Origin of the sequence: Bacteroides sp. CAG:189, from assembly GCF_000432295.1 — a bacterium.
Lineage (GTDB): Bacteria > Bacteroidota > Bacteroidia > Bacteroidales > Bacteroidaceae > Bacteroides > Bacteroides salyersiae.
In genome coordinates this window covers 1-2,586 of sequence record NZ_HF991065.1, presented here as the reverse complement: position 1 = coordinate 2,586, position 2,586 = coordinate 1, and the positions used below count along the sequence as shown (strand labels likewise).

General features: G+C 30.2%; 3 protein-coding genes. All 3 read right to left on the bottom strand.

The features are described from left to right. On the bottom strand, positions 1-465 hold a 465-nt coding region (locus QVP90_RS19875; RefSeq protein WP_369678144.1), incomplete at its 3' end, for an acyltransferase family protein. Further along, positions 462-1,439 carry an O-antigen ligase family protein gene (locus QVP90_RS09315; RefSeq protein WP_264380955.1) on the bottom strand — a complete coding sequence of 326 codons (978 nt, stop codon included), beginning with the start codon at positions 1,437-1,439 and terminating at the stop codon, positions 462-464. The genes QVP90_RS19875 and QVP90_RS09315, both read right to left, overlap by 4 nt. A 347-nt stretch (positions 1,440-1,786) precedes the next feature. After that, positions 1,787-2,586: glycosyltransferase (locus tag QVP90_RS09310; RefSeq protein WP_288204189.1), on the bottom strand; the 800-nt coding region annotated here is incomplete at its 5' end.

Genomic DNA, 2,586 nt, shown 5'->3' with positions numbered 1-2,586 from the left:
TGGGCTGGTTAGTATAAGAATGAATAAAACTATCAAGAACCATAATTGATAACTAACTACCGGACTCCAAAATACACTTTTTATTATTTCATGGAATGTATAGTCTTCAATCTTCTGTTTTATGAAAAAAGGCTCTGTATAAGGGATTAACTGTATGATATATAATATTGTAATTCCTATTATGGAAGTTAAAAGATATGGGATAAGAATACTACGAATTCTACTATTCAATTTTTTTATGTAAAACACATTGAAAGGAGTTTTGTAGTTCCTGAAGAAAAGAAATCCGGATATACTAAAAAATAGTGGTACAGCAATCCTTGTTATTTCTTGTGTTATAATCGTTTGAATTATTTTATTGACTCCAGATGAAAGAGAGAGCATCTGAGCATGTAATAATACCACAAGTATAATTAAAAAAAAGGATATAATGCTTAGTTTTTTACTAAGATATGTACTTATCATTGGTGATTGTTTAACTTTTGTAAGTCAATGAATTTTAGAAAGAATCCAATGAAAATAAATGGGTTTATTAATGAAGTCATTGAATGTGATACTATGTTATCAAAGAACATGGAAAAAGCAATCCCTATTATGCTGGATATAGCCATTATTCCACTGATCTTAATCCATGTATTGCTTTGGATAACCCAAGTGTAGTAAAATACTTTACAAATGATTGATAGATAGAAAAGTACTAAAAAGATTATACCTATAATACCTGTTTCGCATAGTATTTGTACATAATCATTGTGCAGTAAAGCGATGGTATGTTCTTTTGCTGCTCTTTTTTTCATGAAATCTATTGTTGTTCCTAATCCTGAGCCAATTAATGGATGTGGTTCATAAAATTTTGTAAGGTTGATTTCCCACAAATGGCTTCGACCTGATGTTTGAATGTTGTCAAGACTAAGCGCGTCTTTCTGGATAATATCACGGGCATTAATTTTGCCGGCTTTATCTCCAAACATTTTTTGATTTACTTCTGGTATAAATATAATTATTCCAATAAATATGCTAATTGCGAGAGCAATATATGGGAGTGACTTCAGTTTGTATTTGAAGAAATAGAAAGATAATCCCACGAGAAACATTCCTCCTAATCCTGTTCTTACGGATTCTAAAATAGTTGATAGTATTAGCCATAATGCACACATTATATATATTTTCTTTTGGGTAATCCAAAAAAGGATAAATGGAATTATAAATATGGATGTGAAATAATCTGCTAATCCTGCATATTTCAAAAAAATATCACCAAAAGTTGAATAATAGATCCAAGGCATAAATATAGCACTAACTCCTCCAATGAGTAATGCATAAATCATTGCCGATTTGTTGACTGATTTTAAAAAATAATATAATGTATATTTATCTTTAATAGAGCTATATCCTAACCATAAAAATAAAAGGGGAAATATATATTTAATTAATAGCATAATTCCATTGTATATGCTTGTACTATAGCTTAAACTTATTAATAGCCAGATATAGAATAAGAGATAACAAGTGACAATAATGTCTATTTTGATGGAGATTTTATTGTTTATGATTAAATAGAGTAAAAATATGAAATAAAATCCATATTTAGCTAATGAAAATGAGCCTAAGAAAAAGGGAGCTGTACAGACAATGAAGATGAGTAAATACATATTTCTATTGAGTCTGTATTTATATCTTTTTGCCAAAGGATGAGTAACTAATCTTTTAGCATTAAAATTTCTTGTGTAAATTTGTAGAGAAGTTACACACAAGATAATTAAAATGACAAAATTGATAATCAGATTCATATTTTGTTATATAGATCTTTTATTAATTCTTGAAAATTTCTTTGTGAAAATTTGTCAATGTAAGTGATTGCGTTTTCAGATAATTGTTTCAATAATAGAGGGGTCTCAATTAGTCTGTTAATGGTTTTTGCTATGTCTTCGATATTCTCTTTTTCATGCAACAATCCTACCTCTTTATCTTTCACAACTTCTGATAGTCCTCCTGTGTTTGATGCTACTACTATGCATCCTCGTGCCATCCCTTCGATGGCTGTCAATCCGAATCCTTCACTACGCGAAGGCATTAGTAAAATGTGTATTTTATCATAATATGCTTGTAATTGATTCTGATCTTTTCTACCTGTCCATGTAATGTGCTCGCTAACATGTAAATCTTTTGCTTGCTTTTGCATAAATACTTTCTGTAAACCGTCTCCAACTATTAATAAACGAGTGTCTGGATGTCTTTTTTGGATTTGTGCAAAAGCAGGAATTACTAAATCCATACCTTTAATTTTTTCTAACCGGCTCACTACCCCTAATGTAATAGGTGAGGAAAAATCGCGTTTCTCTTTGCGAGTTTGTATATATGAAGGTAATGTATTGTAGATGGTGAAGTGGTTTCTCTTCTTTAGTACTGTTTGTTGTGTGTACATACATGAATTACCAAAGAAAGATTTTTCTGCTGTTTGAGTGATACATGTAAATACACGTACGCAGTGCTTTTGGATGAAATGAACTAATTTTAGATTTGGATAAATATCGGCCGTTGTGTGTACTGTGGCGATAATATTTTTTATTCCTATCATGCGTAACA

Coding starts and splice junctions, on each gene's coding strand:
- QVP90_RS09315 (WP_264380955.1), bottom strand. CDS start 1,439: ATGCTATTAATTAAATATATATTTCCCCTTTTATTTTTATGGTTAGGA.